Raw genomic sequence first — 19139 nt, 5'->3', positions numbered from 1 at the left:
CGTCAGGCTCTGTGAGAGCCCAAATAAGAGGAGGATCAGCGTTCCAGCCGGGCGAGAAGGCTGCATGTATCCCAGCGCTTGCCGCCCATTTTTTCGACTTCGGAATAGAAGTTATCGACGAGGGCGGTCACGGGCAGGCTCGCGCCGTTGCGGCGGGCCTCCGCGAGGCAGATCGACAGGTCCTTGCGCATCCATTCGACGGCGAAGCCGAAATCGAATTTGCCCTCGTTCATGGCCTTGTAGCGGTTTTCCATCTGCCAGGATTGCGCGGCGCCCTTGGAAATGGTGTCGATCACAGCGTTGATGTCGAGACCGGACTTCTTGGCGAAGTGGATGCCTTCGGACAAGCCTTCGACAAGACCCGCGATGCAGATCTGGTTGACCATCTTGGTGAGCTGACCGGCGCCCGCAGGCCCCAGCAGTTTGCACATCCGCGCATAGGACGCGATAATCGGCTCCGCGCGCTTGTAGTCCGCTTCCTTGCCACCGCACATCACGGTGAGAACGCCGTTTTCGGCACCGGCCTGTCCACCGGAGACAGGGGCGTCGATGAAATGGAATCCGCGCTTGTTGGCCTCAGCGTCGAGTTGGCGCGCCACTTCGGCGGAGGCCGTGGTGTGATCGACAAAGACCGCGCCGGATTTCATGCCGGCAAAAGCGCCGTCGTCACCGATGGTTACCGCGCGCAGGTCGTCGTCGTTTCCGACGCAGGACATGACGAAATCCTGTCCTTCGGCAGCGGCTTTCGGTGTTGCTGCAGTGCGGCCGCCGAATTTGTCGGCCCAGGCTTTCGCCTTTGCACCGGAGCGGTTGTAAACCGTCACCTCGTGGCCGCCCTTGGCGGCGAGGTGGCCCGCCATCGGGAAACCCATGACGCCAAGACCGAGAAATGCGACTTTTGCCATATCGTATGCTCTTTGATGGTTGAGATTGGTGATGAGGACCCACAGGCCCGCGTGGCGCCGACAGCTATGCGTATGATGCGCTCCGATGCAAGGGCGTTGACGGCGCAGGTAACACGCGTATGAAGGCCGACATGCGGCATTTTTCGTCCTTCCGCCGCCCTGGAGATGCATTTTGTCTGTCGATAAAGATAAAGTCCTTGCCGCACTTCGGTCGGTGACGTCGCCACGAGGCGTTCCGTTGACCGAGGCGAGGGTCCTGTCCGAGATCGCAGCGAGCGATGGGAAGGTGTTTTTTTCCATCAATGTCGATGCCGCCGAGGCGCGTGCGTGGGAGGATACCCGTGCGCGTGCGGAGGCTGCAGTCCGGGCTATTCCGGGCGTCACCACGGTGATGGTTGCATTGACAGCAGAGCGCAGACCGGGAGCAGCACCCGCACCGCAACAGTCTCACCAACATTCCCATGGCGTGAGGCCGGATTCGCAGCACCGCCCGCATGGCGCGCCGGCTGACTCTCCGATGGGCAAGCAGGTTGCGATCCCCGGAGTTGGCGCCATCATCGCTGTCGCCTCGGGCAAGGGTGGTGTCGGCAAGTCGACTACTGCGCTCAATCTCGCGCTTGGCTTGCGCGATCTTGGTCTCAAGGTCGGGCTGCTCGACGCGGACATTTACGGCCCCTCCGTTCCACGGTTGACCGGCGTTCTGCAAAAGCCGCAGCTGAACGACGCGAAGAAAATGGTCCCCATCCAGCGCTTCGGCATCGCGCTGATGTCGATCGGGTTCCTGGTGGGCGAGGAGACACCCATGGTGTGGCGCGGCCCGATGGTCATGTCCGCAGTCCGGCAGATGCTGTGGGACGTGGATTGGGGCGTACTCGATGTGTTGATCGTGGACATGCCGCCCGGGACCGGTGATGCACAATTAACGCTGGCGCAGCAGGTGCCGCTAAGGGGCGCGGTGATCGTCTCGACGCCTCAGGACCTTGCCCTCATCGATGCGCGACGCGGCATTGCGATGTTCAGCAAGGTCGATGTTCCGACCCTCGGCATCATCGAGAACATGAGCTATTTTCAATGTCCTGAATGTGGGACCCGTTCGGATATCTTCGGGCATGGTGGAGCGCGGCACGAAGCGGAGCGGCTTAATGTCCCATTCCTCGGCGAAATCCCGCTTCATATGGCGATTCGCACGTCGTCTGATGCAGGTGCACCGGTGGTTGATAGCGAGCCAAATGGCCCGCACGCAGCGATGTACCGAGCGATTGGCGAGAAGATTAAATCGCAGCTTACGGGTGTTACTGTTTGAGATACCCCTTCGACTTTCGTTTAATCCTTCGGAATAGCGAGCTTCCCCGCATTTTCTGCGGGTGAATTTCCATGCTAGAGACCGAAGGATTTCAAAAAGAAACACACCCCAAAGGAGATGCCTAATGAAGCGTCGTGAGTTTTTGAAAGTATCGGCCGTTGGGGCCGCCGCTGCTGCGGTGGCTTCGCCGGCGATTGCCCAGTCGTCGCCTGAGATCAAATGGCGCCTAGCGTCGAGCTTCCCGAAGTCGCTCGATACGATTTATGGCGGCGGTGAATATCTGGCGAAGCAAGTCGCCGAAATGACCGACAATAAATTCCAGATCCAGGTGTTCGCGGCAGGCGAGCTCGTTCCCGGTCTGCAGGCGCTGGACGCGACGTCGAACGGCACTGTCGAAATGTGCCACACTGTCGCGTACTACTACGTCGGTAAGGATCCGACCTTCGCGATCTATGCGTCGGTCCCATTCGGCTTGAATGCACGTCAGCAGAACTCCTGGTGGTATCAGGGCGGCGGCATGGAGCTCGGCAACGAGTTCTTCAAGAAGTATGGCGTGATCGCGCATCCGGCCGGCAACACCGGCACCCAGATGGGTGGTTGGTTCCGCAAGGAGATCAAGACCGTTGCGGATCTTCAGGGTCTGAAGATGCGTATCGGTGGTATCGCCGGTCAGGTCCTGCAGAAAGTCGGTGTCGTTCCGCAGCAGCTCGCTGGCGGCGATATCTATCCTTCGCTGGAAAAGGGCACCATCGACGCTGCTGAGTGGGTCGGTCCTTATGATGACGAGAAGCTCGGCTTCCAGAAGGTTGCCAAGTACTACTACTATCCAGGCTTCTGGGAAGGCGGACCGACGGTCCACGCATTCACAAATCTCGATAAGTGGAATTCGCTTCCGAAGAACTATCAGGCGATCCTCGCCAACGCGGCAGCCAACACCAACTCCTGGATGGCCGCACGCTATGACCTGCAGAACCCAACTGCGCTGAAGCGTCTCGTTGCCAGCGGTACGCAGCTGCGTCCGTTCACCAACGATGTGCTCGACGCCTGCTTGAAATCCACCAACGAGCTGTGGGCGGAGCTCTCTGCTAAGAACGCCGACTTCAAGAAGTCGATCGATGCGATGCAGGCCTATCGCTCGGACCAGTATCTGTGGTGGCAGGTTGCCGAATACACCTTCGACAGCTTCATGATCCGCTCGCGTACCCGCGGCTGATCAAGTTAAGCTCTAAAAAGAACCCGGCCTTCTCGCGAAGGCCGGGTTTTTTATTTGTCTCGCTGTTTAGTGCGACACGCTATTGCTTGGGCGGCGCACCAAAATCGAGGTTCGGCATTTCAATCTGCGGGATCTCGATCTTGACGTTCGTCGTATCGACCTTGGTGTTGTCGATCCAGTAGGTGACCGCGCCTGGCCACATGATCACGACGACGACGAGAATGACCTGCATCAGTACCCAGGGCATGGCACCCCAATAGATATCGGAGCTCTTCACTTCCGGCGGCGCGATACCGCGCAGGTAGAAGAGAGCGAAGCCGAATGGCGGATGCATGAACGACGTCTGCATATTGACGCAGAGAAGAACGCCGAACCAGACGAGGTCGATGCCGAGCTTGCTTGCCACCGGTGCAAGCAGCGGGATGATGATGAAGGCGATCTCGAAGAAGTCGAGGAAGAACGCGAGGAAGAACACGAAGATGTTGACGAAAATCAGGAAGCCGACAACGCCGCCGGGCAGGCCGGTCAACAGGTGTTCGATCCAGCGTGCGCCGTCCATTCCTTGGAAGACAAGGCTAAAGCAGGTCGATCCGACAAGGATGAACACCACCATCGCGGTGAGGCGCATGGTCGATGTCATGGCCTGTTCGACAAGAGGCCACGTCAGGCGGCGATGCATCGCTGCAAGCGCCATCGCGCCGACGGCGCCCATGGCGCCCGCTTCGGTCGGCGTTGCGAGGCCCATGCCGATGGTGCCGAGCACCAGGAAGATCAGCACGATGGAAGGGATCATGCCCCACAAGACGCGGCGCACGAGCTTCCAGTTCATCGGCTCACGCGCTGACTCAGGAAGAGGCGGCATCGCGTTGGGGCGGACGATCGAAAGTCCGACAATGTAGAGAAGGAAGATTACGACTTGCAGGATCGATGGGCCGATGGCGCCGAGATACATGTCGCCGACGGAGCGGCCGAGTTGGTCTGCCAGCACGATCAACACGAGCGAAGGCGGGATCAACTGCGTGATGGTGCCGGAAGCCGCGATCACACCGGTCGCAAGCTTCATGTCGTATCCGTAGCGCATCATGATCGGGAGCGAGATCACACCCATCGCGATGACCGACGCGGCGACAGTGCCCGTGATCGCACCCAAAACAGCGCCGACGAGGATCACCGCGTAAGCGAGGCCACCTGGAATTTTACCAAACAGCTGTCCGGTGCCCTCGAGCAGATCTTCCGCTAGACCGCAGCGCTCAAGGATCGCGCCCATGAAGGTAAAGAACGGAATCGAGAGCAGCAGATCGTTGGAAATGATCCCGTAGAAGCGGAAGGGAAGAGCCTGAAGGAATGACGGGTCAAAGTGGCCGGTATTGATTCCGAGAATGCCGAAGAACAGACCCACTGCAGCCAGCGAAAACGCGACCGGAAATCCGATCAGCATGAACAGGATCATGGTCCCGAACATCAGCGGGGGGAACACACCATGCGAAAACATTAAATCGTCCTGTGTTGTGTGTTCGAAATTATTGCAGCGGTGCTTCGTAATGCGTGTCGATGCGCATCGCGCCAGTCAGTGCAGCGATACGCTTGGCAAGCTCCGCAAGTCCTTGCAGGAACAAGAGCGCAAAACCCACTGGCAGCAGAAGTTTTGCTGGCCAGAGAATCAATCCGCCTGCGTTCATCGACATCTCTTTCGACGTAAATGAACTGAGGAAGAACGGCCAGGTCAGGTATGTTAGATAGGCCATCACCGGCAGCAGAAAGACCGTAAAGCCGAAGATGTCGATCCAAAGCCGGGTTTTATCCGAGACGTTGGAGTAGAGGAGGTCGACGCGGACGTGTTCATTCAGCCGCAGGGTCTGCGCTGCACCAAGCAGAACGATGCCGCCGAACATGTACCATTGGATTTCAAGCAGCCCGTTGGAACTGTAGCTGAACAGATAACGGACAATGGCGTTACCCGCACTAACTAGACATGCCAACAGCACCAGCCATTTCGCGATAAATCCGAAGGCATCGCTGATGCCATCGATTACGCGCGTGATTTTAACGACGTCCACCGCTCATCCCTCGTGATTGGCGTCAGCACGTCCGCTTCTTTTTCGCATGTGCGAAATGGCTTTTTCTAGCGCGGATCATGTGATGCGGCGGCACCATTTCAGCGAGATGCGCTGACGTCAATTAGTAATTTGACACTTTGACGCAGGTAAAATCGCCCGGCGAGGGGCCGGAATCTCGGCCAATTGCTAAACCGCGGCCCGCGGCGCAGCCGTCAGCCGCCGGTGACGCTCATATGCCGGCTGACGCTCGGACGGTTATGCCGACGGTCGATAATGAAGTCGTGGCCCTTTGGCTTGAGCCCGATGGCCCGGTCAATGGCTGCGCTCAACAGCTCATTGTCCGGGGACGCACGCAGAGGCTTGCGCAGATCGGACGCATCCTCGTGGCCGAGACAGGTATGCAGCGTGCCGGTACAGGTGATACGGACGCGATTGCAGGACTCACAGAAATTATGAGTCATCGGTGTAATGAAGCCGAGCTTGCCGCCTGTTTCGCTGACGCGGACATAGCGCGCCGGCCCTCCGGAGCTCTCATCGAGATCGGTGAGTGTGTACCGTGCAGCGAGACGCGCGCGCAGCATCGATAGGGGCACGTACTGATCGATGCGGCCTTCGCCGATGTCACCCATCGGCATGACCTCGATCAGCGTAAGATCCATATCCTTGCCATGGGCCCATTCCATGAGTGAGGGAATTTCATCCTCATTCATGTTCTTCAACGCAACGGCATTGATTTTGACTTTGAGCCCGGCGGCGCGTGCGGCTTCAATGCCCCGCAACACCTTGTCCAGATCACCCCAGCGTGTGATCGCGCGAAACTTCGCAGCGTCCAGAGTGTCGAGTGACACATTGATGCGCCGAACCCCACAATCCTTTAGTTCGCCGGCGAATTTCTCAAGTTGCGAGCCGTTCGTGGTCAGTGTCAGTTCGTCGAGCGCGTCCGTATCGAGATGGCGCGACAGCGAGCGTACGAGCGACATGACGTTGCGCCGGACGAGGGGCTCACCACCGGTGAGGCGGAGCTTGCGAACACCTTTGGCGATAAACGCTGAACATAGCCGATCGAGTTCTTCCAGGGAGAGCAGGTCCGATTTGGGCAGGAACGTCATGTCCTCGGACATGCAGTAGAAACACCGCAGATCACAGCGATCCGTGACAGAGACGCGCAGGTACCTGATCGTCCGGCCGAATGGATCGGTCATCGCAGACGAGGCTGAGGGAAGAAAATTCGGCAAAGATCCGTTCATTCAATATGCCTTGTGACGGATGCTCCATGACAGCACGGAGCATCCGATGTCACTTATAACTTAGGCATTCACGCGGTGGTATACAACGGATCTCTAACGGATGCGCTGACTTAGCGCGCCGGAGGAGCCGGGAATGGAGAGCTGTTATCTGCGGCTGGCGCCGCGTCCGCTGGTGCAGCAGCCGCAGGTGCTGCCTTTGGCTTCTTTGGTCGCGGTGGGGCGGCCTTGGCCTTAGCCTTGCTCTTCCTGCCCGCGGCAGGCGCTAGCTGCAGTTCCGCATAGACCGGATTCGGATCCACGGTCGCGGGGAGCGATGAGCCCGTCAGGCCATCCTGCTGCTGGCGGGAAACCTGCACCGGAACGGTTTCCGGCGCGTACTTGGGAAGCGAGAAGGTCACCGTGAAATCGCCTTCCGCGGGGACAGACAAAGAACAGGGCGTCTGGCAGGTCTGGCCGCCCGATGTGCGGGCTTCAGCCCCGGCAGGCTGTGATTCAAGTTGGATTGTCACACTGGGTGGCGTCGATTTGAACATCTCCGGTGTGGAGAACGACGAACAGCCTGCGAGGCCGAGGCCCGCAGCGACAACAACAATTTTACGCATAGTGCATCCGTCAAATAGTGCGGCGAACCGCAAGTCCCCAGGCGCGGACAATAGAAGCGTCACTTGGTGGGCGCAACCGGACGCGTCTTTTTAGTTAAGGAAAGGTTAACGCCCTTGGCGCCGGACGATGTGGCGGATTATTGATTTAATTTCAATGCCTTATTGAGTGATGGTTTCTGGCATCAAGGTTTTGACAGCGGCCGGCAGCTCCCTCATATGCGCGATCAGGACGTCAGGCTTCAGCTCGGCAATCGGTATCTCGGTATAGCCGAATGTGACACCAATGACGGGAATGCCGGTGCGGCGCGCGACACCGACATCAGGGCCGGCATCGCCAACCATGATCGATGATGCAATCTCGCCGCCCGCGCGTGCGATGGTCTGACGGAGAATTGTCGGATCCGGTTTTGAAACGCCAAAGGTGTCCGCGCCACAAATGGCCTCGAAGCGCGAAGTCATATCGAGCTTATCGAGCAGAAGCCTGGACAAGCTCTCCAGTTTGTTGGTGCAGACGGCAAACCGGAAGCCTGATCCCTCAAGTTCATCGAGTGCAGCATGAAGGCCGTCGAAGGGGCGGGAAGCGTCGGCGATGTGCGCTTTGTAATAGGTAATGAAGTCGGCGGTCAGGCGGTCGATATCCTGCACGGTCATCGTGCGGCCTTCCAGCTCCAGCCCCCGTTCGATCAGCTTCCGCGCGCCGGCGCCGATCATGTTTCGCGCAGATGCGACGGGGACCAAGGGAAGTCCTTCGCGCTGCAGGACAAAATTGAGGGCGGCCACCAGATCCGGTGCAGTGTCGATCAGGGTGCCATCGAGGTCGAAGACGATCAGAGGAGAGCTTGTCATGATCAATGGCTAGCGGGCGACGGGCGATCACGCAAGATGTTAGGCCGGTCTGGTAAATTCGGCGGAATTTACGCCTTTGGGGACGCAAAACCGGTATCCACGCCTGCGGAAGTCGCGCTATATGCCACGCGTTCCGGTTGGTTGGAACTTTCACCGAAGGTCGATCGTGTCGATGGATGATCTGAAACGGCAGGCGGCGGCTCGCGCGGTCGAGCTGGTCGAGGGGGGCATGAAGCTCGGTCTCGGTACGGGGTCGACCGCAAAGCATTTCGTGGAGCTTCTGGGCGAACGGGTGAATGCCGGATTGAAAGTCATCGGCGTCCCGACATCTGAAGCCACGCGCGCGGATGCAGAGCGATGTGGCGTTCCTTTAACAACGTTAGATGACATCGACCGGCTCGACTTGACGGTTGATGGTGCCGACGAAGTCGATCCTCACCTCAACCTGATCAAGGGCGGTGGCGGGGCACTTCTGCGGGAAAAGATTGTGGCGGCCGCTTCGGACCGGATGGTCGTGATTGCCGACGAGTCCAAGTGGGTGGAGGCGCTTGGCCGCTTTCCCCTCCCGATCGAGGTTATTCCGTTTGGTCTCGGCGCGACCCGGCTGGCCATCGAGGAGGCTTTTGCGGAAAACGGCCTCTCCGGCCAAATGGACATTCGCGGGGGCAAAGATGGCCATGCTTTTGTCACCGATGGCGGCCACTGGATTGTCGACGCGCGGCTTGGACGGATAGTGGACCCCCCTCGGTTGGCGAGGTCTCTGAGTTCGATCCCGGGCGTGGTCGAGCACGGTTTATTTGTCGGCTTGGCGAGCATGGTTGTGCTCGCGGGAGCCAATGGAATTCGGACGATTGAACGGCCTTCGCCGTAAGTGAGGAGATTGAATATGACGAAATTCTCGAAAACGCTGCTGGGAGCCGGCGCTGCACTTGCGCTGTTTTGCGCCACGGCCCAGGCACAGCAGCCAGCACCGGCAGCGCCGCCACCGAGCGCGGCTGCTCTCGGCTATGCAAAAGAAATTCTCACCGCCAAGCACATCGAACAGATTTATCAAGGGGCAGTGCCGGGTCTGGTTCAGCGCACCAAGGATGTGCTGCTTCAGAGCAATCTGAACTATCAGAAGGATCTCGATGAAGTGGCTGTGAAGGTGGCCAAGGATCTTGCTGGTCGCGAGAAGGAAATCGGCGAGCAGATGACAAAGATCTATGCCTCGCTGTTCACGGAACAAGAACTGAAAGAGCTTGCTGTATTCTATAAGTCGCCGCTGGGCGCGAAGGCGATCGCACGGGAGCCGGTCGCATTCGCAACGGCGCGGCAATATATGGACCAGTGGGCGCAGAGATTTTCCGAAGAAATCAACGGCAAGTTTCGTGCTGAAATGAAGGCGCGCGGAAAAGATATCTAAGCGCTAGTAGTCCGATTCTAACATTTGCATCCCGTTTCAGCAGCATCTCCTGCGAATGTTGGAATCAAAGGACCACTAGCAAATATAAGTTTTGAGTGGAGTTTTGAATTTGACATTCGCTTGATGAACTCGCTGCAAGGCGGGTAGCGAATGTCAAATCCACTCCACTACGGCGACGATTAGTTCTGCAGGTGGTTCTGATGGCCGATTGCGACGTTGATTTATGTGTCATCGGTGGTGGTTCAGGTGGCGTACGCGCAGCCCGGATTGCCGCTGGTTACGGCGCCAGCGTCCTTATCGCCGAAGAATACCGAATGGGCGGCACCTGCGTGATCCGCGGATGTGTGCCCAAAAAGCTCATGGTGTATGCGTCGCACGTCCGGCACGAGCTGGACGATGCGGCGGGTTTCGGCTGGACCATTCCTCCAGCGACGTTCGACTGGTCGACCTTTATTGCCAATAAGGATCGGGAAATTGCCCGGCTTGAGGCAGCCTACACATTCAACGCTGAGAAGGCCGGAGCACGGATCGTCAAAGCCCGCGCCGTCTTCGAAGATGCTCATACGTTGCGTCTCAGCACAGGCGAGACTGTCAAAGCCAAGTATGTGTTGGTTGCCACCGGCGGTGCGCCCAATCACGGTGATGCCATTCCAGGCATCGAACACGTCATTTCATCAAATGAGGTGTTTCATCTTTCAAAATTCCCGAAGCGCATTCTGATCCAGGGCGGAGGCTACATTGCCCTCGAATTCGCCTGCATTTTTGCGGGCCTTGGCGCCGACGTCACTGTCGTCTATCGCGGCGACAATATCCTGCGCGGTTTCGACAACGATGTGCGTGCCCATGTGCGTCGCGAGATGGAGAAGGCTGGAATCACCATTCTGACCGGCTGTATCGTGACTAAAGTCGAGAAGCACGGGGAAGCCTATACGTCGCATTTGTCGAGTGGGTCGAGCATTGCGTCCGATCAGGTCATGTTCGCCATCGGCCGGCATCCGAGTGTGAAGGGGCTCGGCCTTGAGAAGGCCGGCGTTGCGCTCAATCCGAAGAATGGCGGCATCACCGTCAACGAGTTTTCGCAAACATCCGTGCCGCACATTTACGCGGTGGGCGATGTCACGCATCGGATCAATCTGACCCCGGTTGCGATTCGCGAAGGACATGCGTTTGCCGACACGGTTTTCGGCAACAAAACCGTAAAGGTCGATCACTCCAATATCCCAACCGCCGTGTTCACTCAGCCGGAAGTTGGCACAGTGGGGCTGACGGAAGCAGAAGCGCTGGCGCAGTACACACACATCGACATCTACAAGGCGGATTTCCGCTCGCTGAAGGCGACGCTTTCAGGCAGCGAGTCTCGCGTGCTGATGAAGTTGATCGTGGATGCGAGCACCGATCGCGTCCTGGGTTGCCACATCGTTGGCCCTGAAGCGGGCGAACTCATTCAGGTGGTTGCCATTGCGGTGAGGATGAAGGCAACCAAGGCCGATTTCGACGCGACGATGGCAGTGCATCCAACGGCTGCCGAAGAGCTCGTGACCATGCGCATGCCGAGTGCGCGGCACGTCAGGCAGGCAGCTGAATAAAACTCCTGTTGGACGACGAGTGTGGTGGTTCAGAAGTTCGCTTCATTTCTCGACGAGTCCGTTAAGCGAACTTCTGAACCTGCACCACACTGGAATCATAGATTGCTAGTGTCCTTTCGAATCCGAAGTTCGCTATGAGATGCGCTGCAACATGAGGCGAACTTCGGATTCGTGACACTAGGCTTGTGGCGGTGTTTACTAAAGCTGCTGGCCTGTGACGCCCCCGCGGGACCTGCGGCTTTAAAAACAATCATCGGGGCGGGAGGACGTCCCATGCCGTTTGGAATTTCCTGCGGGCGCGTGATTGCGTGCGCAGCTGTTGCTCTTCCTTTGCTTGGTTCTGTGGCTCATGCTCAACTTGCCGTCTCGGCAAACGACGGCAAGGCTGTGCTCGTTGATGGTGTATCGAAAACGCCAGCCTGGACTGCGCCTGATACAGTTTCAATTATCGATTTGAATGTTTCGCCGCCGAAGGTCATCGGCGAAGTCAAGGCGCCGACCAGCGTGGTGGGCCCCCCAATGAGCGTGGCCGTAGCGCCGGATGAATCGATCGCGGTCGTCACAGGCGCAATGAAGATCGACCCTGCGGATGCCACCAAATCCGTTCCCGATAACAAACTCTCCGTAATTGACCTCAAGGCCAAACCACCTGCGGTGGTGGCCACGCTGGAAGCGGGACTTGGTGCGGCCGGGGTGTCTTTCAATCGCGCGGGAAATCTTGTTCTGGTCGCCAATCGATCAGAGGGGACGGTTTCGATCTTCACCGTCAGCGGCGGGACATTGACGCCCGCAGGCAAGGTTGATTTTGACGCCAAGGCGTCCGGGCCCAGCCATGTCGTGTTCTCGATGGACGGGAAAACGGCGCTCGTGACCCGGGATGGCGATAACAAGATTTCCGTTCTGTCGGTGGACGGTAGCAAGGTCGAATACACCAAGCGCGACCTCGGAGCGGGATTGCGTCCTTACGGCATCGACGTTTCCGCGAAGGGCGATGCTGCGGTTGTGGCCAATATCGGCACCAGCGGTGGTGATGCTGATACTGTCAGCGTCATCGACATCGCTGCAAAGCCGCCACGCGTTGCCGACACTATTACCGTCGGGCAGACGCCGGAAGGTCTCAAGCTTTCCCCGGATGGCCAGTATGCTGCAGTCGCGGTGATGAACGGCTCCAACAAGCCGAAGTCATCACCGTTCTTCAACGACAATGGTTTGCTGAAGATCTACAGGCTTAAGGACAAGCGCCTGACACCTGTGACTGAAGCCAAAGTTGGCCATTGGTGCCAGGGCATCGCGTTCAACAAGGACAGCAAGACGATCCTCGTACAATGCATGGTCGAGAACGAGATCATGATCTTCAACTTCGACGGCAAGAAGCTGACCTCGAAGCCTGCGATCAAGGTCAATGGTCCGGCCGGCATCCGCACTGCGGAGAAGTGATCAGCATGGCGGGAAGGGAAGTGACATTTCCTTCCCGCTTGCCGGTTCAGTCAGGCAACAGCCAATCGGCAGCGTCTTTCCAGAGGCTATTGCGATGCTCGCGGCGGAAGAAGCCCAAATGTCCGATCTTCGTTGCGCCGACACTCGCGGGAGTGATCGTGAGAATCTCCGGCTTGGTCGATGTGAAGCCTGAGCACAGGACCTCTACTGCAGGCGGCGTCGCCCACGGGTCATCGCTGAAGCTCAGCGCGCGCACTGCGCCACGATAGTTCGGATAATTCGCTAGAGCAGCCAGCGATGGGTCGTCGTAATAGTAACGCCTGCTCATGACCCAACGGGCCCACTGCAGGTAGACATCCTTTGGCAAATCTTCGCCGATGCCCATCTTGTTGCCGGAGGCATAGCCCATGAATTGGGTGAGCGGCTTGCCGATGAAATTCATCAGCGCGTAGACACGATAGCCTTCCGGCGGCGTCATTAGGCCCCAGTAACCGGCCTGGGCTGCCACGAGCAGCCCGCGTGAAACCTCGGTGTTGTTCGGCAGCAACCCGAGGGCCTGACCGCCAAATGAATGCCCCACATAGCGGAGCGGCATGGGAAACTGCGATCGCATCCAGGCGACCGCTGCCGTCACGTCGAGTGCGGCCCAATCCGCCATCGATGCCTTAAATCCCACCAGCGATTCCGGGCGCGAGTTGCCCGTGCCGCGATAGTCGTAGGTCAGGACTGCACAGCCGCGCTCTGCCAGATAGCTGGCGAACCCCCGGTAGATCTTCCGTGGGACGGCCGTGGCTGAGTTGACCAGCACCGCGCTCCGGACCGGTCCGGATGGCCTGAACAGGGTAGCGGCGAGCGGGTAGCCGTCAGAGGCCTTGAACGAGAGGTTCTCACTAGGCCCGGTATCCGGCGGTGGGCTCGAAATCGCGGTTAGCACGGCTATTCCCTTTCGTAGCAAGCCAAAACGGCAGTAAAATCGTCAAAAGTTAACCTGCCGGGTGTGCAAGCGCTTGAAATGCAAAGGCGAATTGCAACTGGCAACAGAGGGGCCATCTGTGTATAACCCCGCGCTATTGTCCAGATGGTTCTGTTAGGAGTTTCAGCGATGTCCGAGCGGTGGACGCCCGATAGCTGGCGCAAGAAGCCAGTGCTGCAAGTGCCTGAATACCCCAATGCCAAGGCGTTGGCTGATGTCGAGGCGCAACTTGCGACGTTTCCGCCGCTGGTTTTTGCAGGTGAAGCCCGCAACCTGAAGAAGGCCTTGGCGCGCGTTGCGGCTGGGGAAGCTTTCCTGCTCCAGGGCGGCGACTGTGCCGAGAGCTTTGCTGAGCATGGCGCGAACAACATTCGCGATTTCTTCCGCGTGCTGCTGCAGATGGCCGTGGTGCTGACCTACGCTGGCGCGCTGCCGGTGGTGAAGGTCGGACGTATCGCAGGGCAGTTTGCCAAGCCGCGTTCGTCGCCGGTCGAGAAGATCAACGGCGTGGAACTACCGAGCTACCGTGGCGACATCGTCAACGATAATGCGTTCACGGCGGAGGCTCGTATGCCCGATCCGCAGCGCCAGTTGATGGCGTATCGTCAGTCGGCGGCGACGCTGAACCTGTTGCGCGCATTTGCACAAGGTGGTTTCGCCAATCTGGGCAGCGTGCATCAGTGGATGCTTGGGTTCTTGAAGGACTCACCGCAGTCGCGCCGTTACAAGGAACTGGCTGATCGCATTTCCGATGCGCTCAATTTCATGCGCGCATGCGGCCTCGATCTCGAAAGCCATCCGGAATTGCGCGCCACGGATTTCTACACTAGCCACGAGGCTTTGCTGCTTGGTTACGAGCAGGCGTTCACCCGCGTCGATTCCACAACCGGCGACTGGTACGCAACATCCGGCCATATGCTGTGGATCGGCGACCGCACCCGGCAGCTCGATCATGGCCACGTGGAGTATTTCCGCGGGATCAAGAATCCGATCGGTCTCAAGTGCGGCCCATCATTGAAGCCCGATGAACTGCTCAAGCTGATCGACATTCTCAATCCCGAGAACGAGCCGGGACGGTTGACGCTGATCAACCGGTTCGGCTCGGACAAGGTTGGCGATCATCTGCCGCAGTTGATCCGCGCGGTTCAACGCGAGGGCCGGGTGGTGGTCTGGTCGTGTGATCCGATGCACGGCAACACCATCACATCGACATCCGGATACAAGACCCGGCCATTCGACCGCGTGTTGTCGGAGGTGAAATCGTTCTTCACGATTCATGCCGCTGAAGGCACCCACGCAGGCGGCGTGCATCTGGAGATGACCGGTCAGGACGTTACCGAGTGCATCGGCGGCGCACGGGCCATCACCGACGAGGATCTCAATGACCGTTATCACACGGTTTGCGATCCGCGGCTCAATGCCGAGCAGTCCATCGATATGGCCTTCCTGATCGCCGAACTGCTGAAGCAGGAGCGTGCAGGCAAGGTGAAACCGATGCCGGCTGTCGCAGGCTTCTAAAGGTGCTGCGCATCTGGCGCGCCACCATCAACACCAGGAACGGACTGATTTTTGCAGTCCGTTCCGAACAGGCCTTCCGCGAGGAACTGGTCGCTCTTGTTATATCGATCCCGCTAGCGTGGTTCATCGGCGTGACGCCGGCGCGCCGTGTTGAACTGATCATTGTCATATTGCTGTTGCTCGTGGTCGAGCTGTTGAATACGGCGATTGAAAAGCTGTCGGATCGCCTGACGAAGGATCACGATCCGCAAATCGGGCGGGTCAAAGATATGGGCTCGGCCGCCGTGGGGGTGGCGCTCCTCATAGCTGGTATCACCTGGCTGTTTGCCATCGCAGAGCGCATAGGCTTCATCTAAGCGAGCAATTGCGGAAATCTCATCCGCCGGGCTAAAAGCAGATATGGCCGATATTTCCCAACTTACGATCACACTTGCGCAACTCAATCCGATCGTCGGTGACGTCACCGGCAATGCCGGCAAGGCGCGCGCGGCACGCGCGCAGGCGAAAGCCGATGGTGCGGATGTTGTTGTGCTGCCCGAACTGTTCATAGCGGGCTATCCGCCGGAAGACCTTGTGCTGAAGCCGGCGTTTCAGGCTGCCTGCCGCGCCGAAGTTGAGGGGTTGGCACGCGAAACCGCCGATGGCGGACCTGCGATGTTGATCGGCACGCCATGGGTCGAGGACGGCAAGCTCTACAATGCGTGCGTGCTGCTCGACGAAGGGCGGATCGCGGCCCTGCGGTTCAAAGTCAATTTGCCGAACTACGGCGTGTTCGACGAGAAGCGCGTGTTTGCGCGCGGTCCGGTCGCAGGACCGATCACCATTCGTGGTGTGCGGATCGGAATTCCTATCTGTGAAGATACGTGGATGGAAGAATCCCGGGATTACGAAAATGTCGTTGAGTGCCTCGCAGAGACCGGTGCGGAAATTCTCATCGTGCCCAACGGCTCGCCTTACACTCGCGAGAAGAACGACATGCGTTTGTCGGTATCTGTAGCGCGCGTAGCCGAAAGTGGTCTGCCGCTGATTTATCTCAATCAGGTGGGCGGCCAGGACGAGTTGGTGTTTGACGGCTCGTCGTTCGCGCTGAACGCCGATCGTTCGCTGGCGCTACAGCTCCCTGGATTCGAGGAAAACATTACGACCATCCAGTGCATCAAGGGCGAGGATGGCTGGACCTGCAAGAAGGGGCCGATCGCTCCGGTTATTGATGGCGACAAGGGTGACTACGCCGCCTGTGTGCTCGGCTTGCGCGATTATGTGAACAAGACTGGCTTTCCCGGTGTGCTGCTGGGAATTTCCGGCGGTATCGATTCCGCGCTGTGTGCTGCTATCGCAGTCGATGCGCTGGGGGCTGATAAGGTGCGCGGCGTGATGTTGCCGTTCCGCTTTACAGCGCAGGAGTCGCTCGACGATGCTGCGAAGCTCGCGCGTGCGCTCGGCATTCAGTACGAAGTGCTTCCTATCGCGCCCGCTGTACTTGGCCTTGAGGAAATTTTGTCCGGCCCGTTCAAAGGGCTGGAACGCGACGTCACGGAAGAAAACCTTCAGGCCCGTACGCGTGGCGTGCTGCTGATGGCGATTTCGAACAAGACCGGCGCGATGCTGGTCACCACCGGCAACAAGTCTGAGATGTCGGTGGGATACGCCACGCTCTACGGCGACATGAACGGCGGCTACAATCCGATCAAGGACATCTATAAAACGGAAGTATTCCGGCTATCGACGTTGCGAAATAGCTGGAAGCCGGAAGGGGCCCTCGGGCCATCGGGGGAGGTTATTCCTCCCAACATCATCACGCGGCCGCCGACGGCGGAATTGCGTGAAAATCAGACCGACCAGGATTCGCTGCCGCCTTACGATACGCTCGACGCCATACTTGAACGTCTTGTCGAGCGTGAAGAGCCGTTGGCTTCAATCATTGCAGAAGGCTTCGATCGCGACACGGTGCTGCGGATCAGCCGTTTGCTGAATGTCGCGGAATATAAGCGTCGGCAGGCTGCACCCGGCGTGAAGGTCACCCGGAAGAATTTCGGCCGCGACCGCCGCTATCCCATCACCAACAAGTTTCGTGAAAACGGTGTGCCGTTGCCGAAGGCGGACGACACGCTGGTCACACGCCCAAGCCGCGGCTCGGTTGAAGCCTTTGACGGCTAGTTGGTTGCACGGCGTTAGCCGCGCAGCTCATGCGGTGTTGCAGGAATCTCGGAAAAGAACGTCGGAGCAGATCTGGTAGCGTCGCCGATCAGTCGCACTGGTGCGCAAATTAGCGCGCCGGAATGAACGTGGGCCCGACCGAGCGGATCGGTTTGTTGTCCGATGGTGTCGTGCTCTGGTCTGGAGCCGGTGCGGCGGCTGGAACTGGATTTTGTGCCGTTGCCGCCGGAGGCGCGGCACCTTTACGCTGCGACACCGGTGTTTGCTGCGGCTGCGCCATCTTCTTCGAACGTTCGTCGGTGACGACGATATCGCCTTGCTGCTCAAGAGCCGCCTTATCGTCGATGTTCTTCAGAGCATCCGACCAGGTTTGCCCGGCTGCCTTGCAGCTGCATGTTTTGTCGAACTGCTGGCGATAGCGAAACGCATTCGGAGACTGCGAATAGGGTTGGCCTGTGAGCGAGACGGCCTGATTCATGTCTTCGCCCGGATTGCGATAGGTGAAGAGTGTCGCATCTGCCGCTGGGCATAGGCTCTTGCAGACCTTTTCGTCGTCCGCGAAACGGCTCGGGACTGTGGCAAAAGAGATCGGGAAGTAATACCCGTCGCAGCTACGCGCGCAGACGGTGCGGTATGTCGATGAAGGAGCGCCATTGTCCAACGGAGGTGCATCCGTTACTTGGCCTCCACCGCCGCCGCCGAACAGATTTTCCAGGAATCCCCCGCCGCCAGCTGCGCGAGCCGCTTGGGCGTACTGAGGGCCGCAATTGTTCTGGGCCAGCGCCAACAGTACCGAACGGCGCTGATTGTCGCGCTCAGGGTTGCCGCCGGGACCGCCGCGCAATCGCTCGAGGTTGGTGGTGATCTGGTCGAGATTCGAGCGCATTTGCTGAATCTGGGTATTGATCGGCCCGCACTGCGCCGACTGGCCGCTGAATAGCGAGAAAAATCCCGAACTATCGCATCCTTGGCGCCGTGCCTGGCCTTGTACGCGCTCGAGCTCTCCCTGCTGACGACGGGCGGCTTCTTCGTAGCGGCGGATCTGATCTGCGCGGGCGCTGTCGCCGCCACCGCCATCGATGGCTGCGAGCTGGCCGACGAGCCGCTGACACATAGGGCTGCCTGCTGGCGCTCCGGGAGGGGGCGGAGGGGCACCTTGCGCCAAGGCTTCGAAAGTCATCGCTGCGACGCTTAGGGCGGCGGCGCAGGCAAGGATGCATCGCTTGAAGAAGAGGCTGGGCAAACTGTCACGATCCGGCTGACTGACCGCGACGCGGTCGACGGATGCTCACATACTAGCTTCCGGCGGCGAGGTCACGTCGATTCCGGGGCGCAGATAAGGCAAAAGTTGCAAAGGAACGTGAGTGTTGCCGCTCAACGCTGGCAGGTGATTGCGATGTACTCGCCGCACTCGCCTGCACTGCAGGTGCGGCTTGTGGATGCCGGAACCGAGCTGGTCACTTCGTCGGGGTCGATGCGATGATAATTGGTGGCCTGGGAGAAGTCCCGAGATTGGCAATAGGCTCGGGCGGCGTGTTCGCCACACTTGTCCCCATTGGCAAGGCACTCGTTAACGCCATAGCCGTCTGACTGATTGGCGATCACAAAGACGCGGCTGTCAGCCAGGACAGACGAATTGACCAACAAAAGAGCGCAGAAGGACAGCGCGGACACGAATCGCATGGTGCACCGGTAGAGAGGGAAGCAGGCGCATACACGAATAGGTCCAAACAGTTAAGAATTATTAAGGCTACGAGCCCCAGTTATACAAAAGGTTTGGAGAGTGTGCCGGACATACCACGGCCTTGACGCGGTCCCCTTGGCTGGACCATTGTGCGGCCAATGAACGGTTCTCTCTCCATTTTCGGCATTTGCCGCGGGATTATTCGC

General features: G+C 58.8%; 18 protein-coding genes. 9 read left to right on the top strand and 9 right to left on the bottom strand.

Features of this window, described 5'->3' with window-relative positions; genetic code table 11:
* Positions 1 to 35 precede the first annotated feature (35 nt).
* Positions 36 to 905: an NAD(P)-dependent oxidoreductase gene (locus ACZ5C3_RS18795; protein ID WP_464032041.1), complete on the bottom strand. Its 870-nt coding sequence runs from the start codon at positions 903 to 905 to the stop codon at positions 36 to 38.
* A 172-nt stretch (positions 906 to 1077) separates the two neighbouring features.
* Here ACZ5C3_RS18795 and ACZ5C3_RS18790 point away from each other — a divergent pair, with 172 nt between their 5' ends.
* A complete protein-coding gene (locus tag ACZ5C3_RS18790; RefSeq protein WP_464044210.1) occupies positions 1078 to 2208 on the top strand; it encodes an Mrp/NBP35 family ATP-binding protein in 1131 nt (376 codons plus the stop codon).
* Positions 2209 to 2332: 124 nt separating this feature from the next.
* A complete protein-coding gene (locus ACZ5C3_RS18785) occupies positions 2333 to 3421 on the top strand; it encodes a TRAP transporter substrate-binding protein (protein ID WP_464032039.1) in 1089 nt (362 codons plus the stop codon).
* A gap of 79 nt (positions 3422 to 3500) precedes the next feature.
* Here ACZ5C3_RS18785 and ACZ5C3_RS18780 read toward each other — a convergent pair whose 3' ends face one another.
* The 5 genes from ACZ5C3_RS18780 to gph all read right to left on the bottom strand — a co-directional run bounded on the left by ACZ5C3_RS18780 (position 3501) and on the right by gph (position 8173).
* Positions 3501 to 4913, bottom strand: a complete 1413-nt coding sequence (locus ACZ5C3_RS18780; RefSeq protein WP_464032038.1) for a TRAP transporter large permease — start codon at positions 4911 to 4913, stop codon at positions 3501 to 3503.
* Positions 4914 to 4941: 28 nt separating this feature from the next.
* Positions 4942 to 5478, bottom strand: a complete 537-nt coding sequence (locus ACZ5C3_RS18775; protein ID WP_464032036.1) for a TRAP transporter small permease subunit — start codon at positions 5476 to 5478, stop codon at positions 4942 to 4944.
* Between the two features lie 212 nt (positions 5479 to 5690).
* The gene (moaA, locus tag ACZ5C3_RS18770) at positions 5691 to 6725 is read right to left on the bottom strand and encodes a GTP 3',8-cyclase MoaA (protein ID WP_464044209.1); all 1035 of its coding nucleotides are present in this window, start codon (positions 6723 to 6725) and stop codon (positions 5691 to 5693) included.
* Between the two features lie 110 nt (positions 6726 to 6835).
* A complete protein-coding gene (locus ACZ5C3_RS18765) occupies positions 6836 to 7327 on the bottom strand; it encodes a PEGA domain-containing protein (protein ID WP_464032034.1) in 492 nt (163 codons plus the stop codon).
* Between the two features lie 159 nt (positions 7328 to 7486).
* Positions 7487 to 8173: a phosphoglycolate phosphatase gene (gene gph / locus ACZ5C3_RS18760; protein WP_464032032.1), complete on the bottom strand. Its 687-nt coding sequence runs from the start codon at positions 8171 to 8173 to the stop codon at positions 7487 to 7489.
* 166 nt (positions 8174 to 8339) lie between these two features.
* Here gph and rpiA point away from each other — a divergent pair, with 166 nt between their 5' ends.
* From rpiA to ACZ5C3_RS18740, 4 genes are all read left to right on the top strand, one after another.
* Positions 8340 to 9044, top strand: coding sequence for a ribose-5-phosphate isomerase RpiA (gene rpiA / locus ACZ5C3_RS18755; protein ID WP_464032031.1), 705 nt, complete (start codon positions 8340 to 8342; stop codon positions 9042 to 9044).
* Between the two features lie 15 nt (positions 9045 to 9059).
* Positions 9060 to 9578 (top strand): DUF2059 domain-containing protein, encoded by a 519-nt coding sequence (locus ACZ5C3_RS18750; RefSeq protein WP_464032029.1) that lies wholly within the window; start codon positions 9060 to 9062, stop codon positions 9576 to 9578.
* Positions 9579 to 9778: 200 nt separating this feature from the next.
* Positions 9779 to 11164 (top strand): glutathione-disulfide reductase, encoded by a 1386-nt coding sequence (gor, locus tag ACZ5C3_RS18745; RefSeq protein ID WP_464032028.1) that lies wholly within the window; start codon positions 9779 to 9781, stop codon positions 11162 to 11164.
* A 273-nt stretch (positions 11165 to 11437) separates the two neighbouring features.
* Entirely contained in the window at positions 11438 to 12601 is a 1164-nt protein-coding gene (locus ACZ5C3_RS18740) for a YncE family protein (RefSeq protein ID WP_464032026.1), read from the top strand.
* Between the two features lie 46 nt (positions 12602 to 12647).
* On the opposite strand, the gene ACZ5C3_RS18735 is transcribed toward ACZ5C3_RS18740, so the two are convergent.
* Positions 12648 to 13535 (bottom strand): alpha/beta hydrolase family protein, encoded by an 888-nt coding sequence (locus ACZ5C3_RS18735; protein WP_464032025.1) that lies wholly within the window; start codon positions 13533 to 13535, stop codon positions 12648 to 12650.
* A 168-nt stretch (positions 13536 to 13703) separates the two neighbouring features.
* Here ACZ5C3_RS18735 and ACZ5C3_RS18730 point away from each other — a divergent pair, with 168 nt between their 5' ends.
* Genes ACZ5C3_RS18730 through ACZ5C3_RS18720 form a run of 3 tightly spaced genes read left to right on the top strand, consistent with a single transcriptional unit; the run spans position 13704 to position 17249 of the window.
* On the top strand, positions 13704 to 15092 hold the full coding sequence (locus ACZ5C3_RS18730) for a class II 3-deoxy-7-phosphoheptulonate synthase (RefSeq protein WP_464032023.1): 1389 nt from the start codon (positions 13704 to 13706) through the stop codon (positions 15090 to 15092).
* Positions 15093 to 15094: 2 nt separating this feature from the next.
* The gene (locus tag ACZ5C3_RS18725) at positions 15095 to 15448 is read left to right on the top strand and encodes a diacylglycerol kinase (RefSeq protein ID WP_464032022.1); all 354 of its coding nucleotides are present in this window, start codon (positions 15095 to 15097) and stop codon (positions 15446 to 15448) included.
* A gap of 43 nt (positions 15449 to 15491) precedes the next feature.
* Positions 15492 to 17249 (top strand): NAD+ synthase, encoded by a 1758-nt coding sequence (locus tag ACZ5C3_RS18720; protein ID WP_464032020.1) that lies wholly within the window; start codon positions 15492 to 15494, stop codon positions 17247 to 17249.
* A 109-nt stretch (positions 17250 to 17358) separates the two neighbouring features.
* Here the strand turns inward: ACZ5C3_RS18720 and ACZ5C3_RS18715 are convergent, their stop codons facing one another.
* Positions 17359 to 18429, bottom strand: coding sequence for a DUF2865 domain-containing protein (locus ACZ5C3_RS18715; protein WP_464044208.1), 1071 nt, complete (start codon positions 18427 to 18429; stop codon positions 17359 to 17361).
* Positions 18430 to 18623: 194 nt separating this feature from the next.
* Complete coding sequence (locus tag ACZ5C3_RS18710) at positions 18624 to 18932, bottom strand: hypothetical protein (protein ID WP_464032018.1); 309 nt, start codon at positions 18930 to 18932, stop codon at positions 18624 to 18626.
* Positions 18933 to 19139: the final 207 nt, after the last annotated feature.

Source organism: Afipia dichlorophenoxyacetatis (genome assembly GCF_055386385.1).
Note: the sequence above shows the minus strand (reverse complement) of the source record. Positions and strands in the feature narration are given on the sequence as shown.